This is a genomic window from uncultured Microscilla sp., assembly GCF_947493425.1.
GTDB lineage: Bacteria > Bacteroidota > Bacteroidia > Cytophagales > Microscillaceae > Microscilla.
Genome location: NZ_CANLRP010000355.1, coordinates 1 through 2,434, shown reverse-complemented (window position 1 = coordinate 2,434; position 2,434 = coordinate 1). Strand labels below are relative to the sequence as shown.

The window sequence follows — 2,434 nt, the reverse complement described above, 5'->3', positions numbered from 1 at the left end:
CCATTCCACAACCCACAACTTAGGGCAAAGTGACGAGTCGCCAGCTCGCCCCCGCTAAAATCCATGGCAATGATTGCCAGCACCCAGCGCATGCTTTTTACATAATCTTTGTGTTCCCGGTTCCAATACTTTTCGGGTATCTGCCCTGCTTTTATGCAATTGGTCAGCATTCGGGTCACATAATGCACCGCCCCGCATACCTGGGTCAGGCTTTTGCCCATCTCGTCTACCCCCGGCGCATCATATCTTCAAAGAGCCTGCGAACTCCCTGGTCAGCCTTGAGTTTTTGCAGGGCTTCTTCTACTTGCGGGCTGTACCAAAAAGTAGCCACGTTGGTGCGGGTAGTGGTATAATGCACCCAAAACACCATTTCGTCGTCCCCTGGATTAAATCGTCCTTTGCGGTTGGCAATGTCAAACAAGGTGCTACGGGAGGTGTGGGAGTTGGTGACCACCAACACAATTTTCTTGACAAATTCTGCCCTCATTTTATCGTCTTCGGTGGCTGCCCAACGAAAACCCTTCGCCTTGAGCCCGGTGTAGTTCCATACCTCTACCTTGCCCGCCAGTTCCGATTGGGCTTGGGTAGGCACCTGGCTTTGCATGGCTTCTACTTTGGCGGCTTTGTGGGTAATGGTCAGGAGCTTGGGCATTTCGGCGTTCAGGTCAATCTTCGCCGGATTTTTTACCGGGTGGTAATTTCCCAATTGGGCAAGCAAGGCTTCTACCAGCTTTTGGGTGGCTTGTGCCCTTCGTTGGCGCGCTTCGGTGGGGGTAAGCTGGGGCTGTTCCTTGATCACTGCTTTCATATAAGGGCGCATTTGGCTGCGCAACACGGGGGCAATAGCTCCATCGGTTTTACTGAGCGAGGCATTGGGCAATATGCCGTGGATGCCTGCTACCAATACTTCGTTGGGTTTCAAGGCGATTTTTTCGGGGTATACATCAAGGTACATGGCCAGCCCCGCCAGCATTTGGTAGGTCGATTTTTGAAAGGCCGCCGGGGCACTTTTCATGATCCCCTTCAGTACTTGGTATTCTTTTCGGAGGGCGGTTTGGTATTGGGTATATTCATACAAGCGGCGGTCACCCTCCCGCTTCATACGGGCAATGGTTTGGGCGATGGTTTCGTTTTTGGCAGGTTTGGGGGCTTTGAACCCTTGAATGCCCCCCAGGTAGACATACAACTTTACTGCGTTGTAGACATAGGGCTTGCCCCCAGCAGCTTGTTCGTTGTATTTTACCAACAAGGCGTTGATCGCTTCTGCCGCCGAGTTGTCAATGGCTTGTTGGTGTACTTTGATCCACTTGGTGTTGCCAAACACATAGCGGTTGAGGTGCGACAAACCACGGGCGTTATTCCAGGCATTTTGGGCAATGATTGCCTTCAATTCTTTAGTACCTGTGACAATCCGGCGTTGTATTTCGGGGTCGGTTTCTTTTGCCTGCCCACTCAGGCTTGCCAAAAGCAAACAAAGCAGCAAAGTGTATTTTTTGAGAAAGGTATACAACATAGTATCCAAAGTTTTGTGTTAAATCATCCACATATTTGCTTATTTTTTTAGCCCATTTTCTTCTAAAAACGGAGTGACTACGGCTTGGTTGATAAACTGGGCTACCAGCTCCTTCAAACCGTTAATGATCTCTAATTCGTTTTTACCTGACTTTTTGAGGCGGCTATATTCCTCCACTATATTTGTTGCCTTGTCTTTGATTTGCTTCACGACCAAGGCCATTTTGTCGGCTTTTTGGAGCAATTCTACCAACAACACCAACCGGATTTTCTTTTGACCATGCTGAACGCTGACCCTGGTATATTTTTGCCGGGCTTTCAGGTAGACTTTGGTCACCGGATACCGCGAGGTAGCCGCTGCTACATTGGTATTTACCACCAACCAGGCAGTAGAGTCTGCTTGTGGTGTGGGAGCGTTTTCGGGGGCAATGGTGGGGCTTAGTTTATCTACTTCAGCATTGATGGTTACACTCAAACTATCCATTTGTCCGGAGAGTTGCTTTTGCTGGGCGTCGTCATCGCCTTTGATTGCCTGGATGATTTTTCTAAACAAATCACTCAATTCTTGCCATAACCTTTCCAGGGCTTCTTTGGCCAGCTTGCCCGCTACTTTGAGAATCTTCCCACTTCCATCCTTCAACTTTTTTGCCGCTTCAGTTAACTTGCCATCCTTCCAGTCTTTCTTCCCATCTTCTATTGCCTTTTTGCCAATTTGGATGGTTTCCAACAATTCAGCTTTGTCGGGACCATCGTAGTCCTTCACCCACTGTTCTACTTTTTTCAGTACTTGGTCTATTTTGCCTACCACTTGATCTATTTTATCCAGCCCTCGTTCTATTTCGTCAAATAAATTGTTGATTTCGCCCGTAAAGCTCAAATACTGGTCGCGCCACTCGTCGGGAATGATTTGGGTGCCTGCCCC

At 48.7% G+C, this 2,434-nt stretch carries 2 protein-coding genes and 1 pseudogene; all 3 read right to left on the bottom strand.

Annotated elements, in window-relative coordinates:
- On the bottom strand, positions 1-221 hold a 221-nt coding region (locus Q0954_RS33625; protein ID WP_299466360.1), incomplete at its 3' end, for a hypothetical protein.
- Between the two features lie 5 nt (positions 222-226).
- Positions 227-1,513, bottom strand: a complete 1,287-nt coding sequence (locus Q0954_RS33620) for a hypothetical protein (protein ID WP_299466357.1) — start codon at positions 1,511-1,513, stop codon at positions 227-229.
- A gap of 39 nt (positions 1,514-1,552) precedes the next feature.
- A pseudogene (locus Q0954_RS33615) lies at positions 1,553-2,434 on the bottom strand (hypothetical protein); the annotation flags it as partial.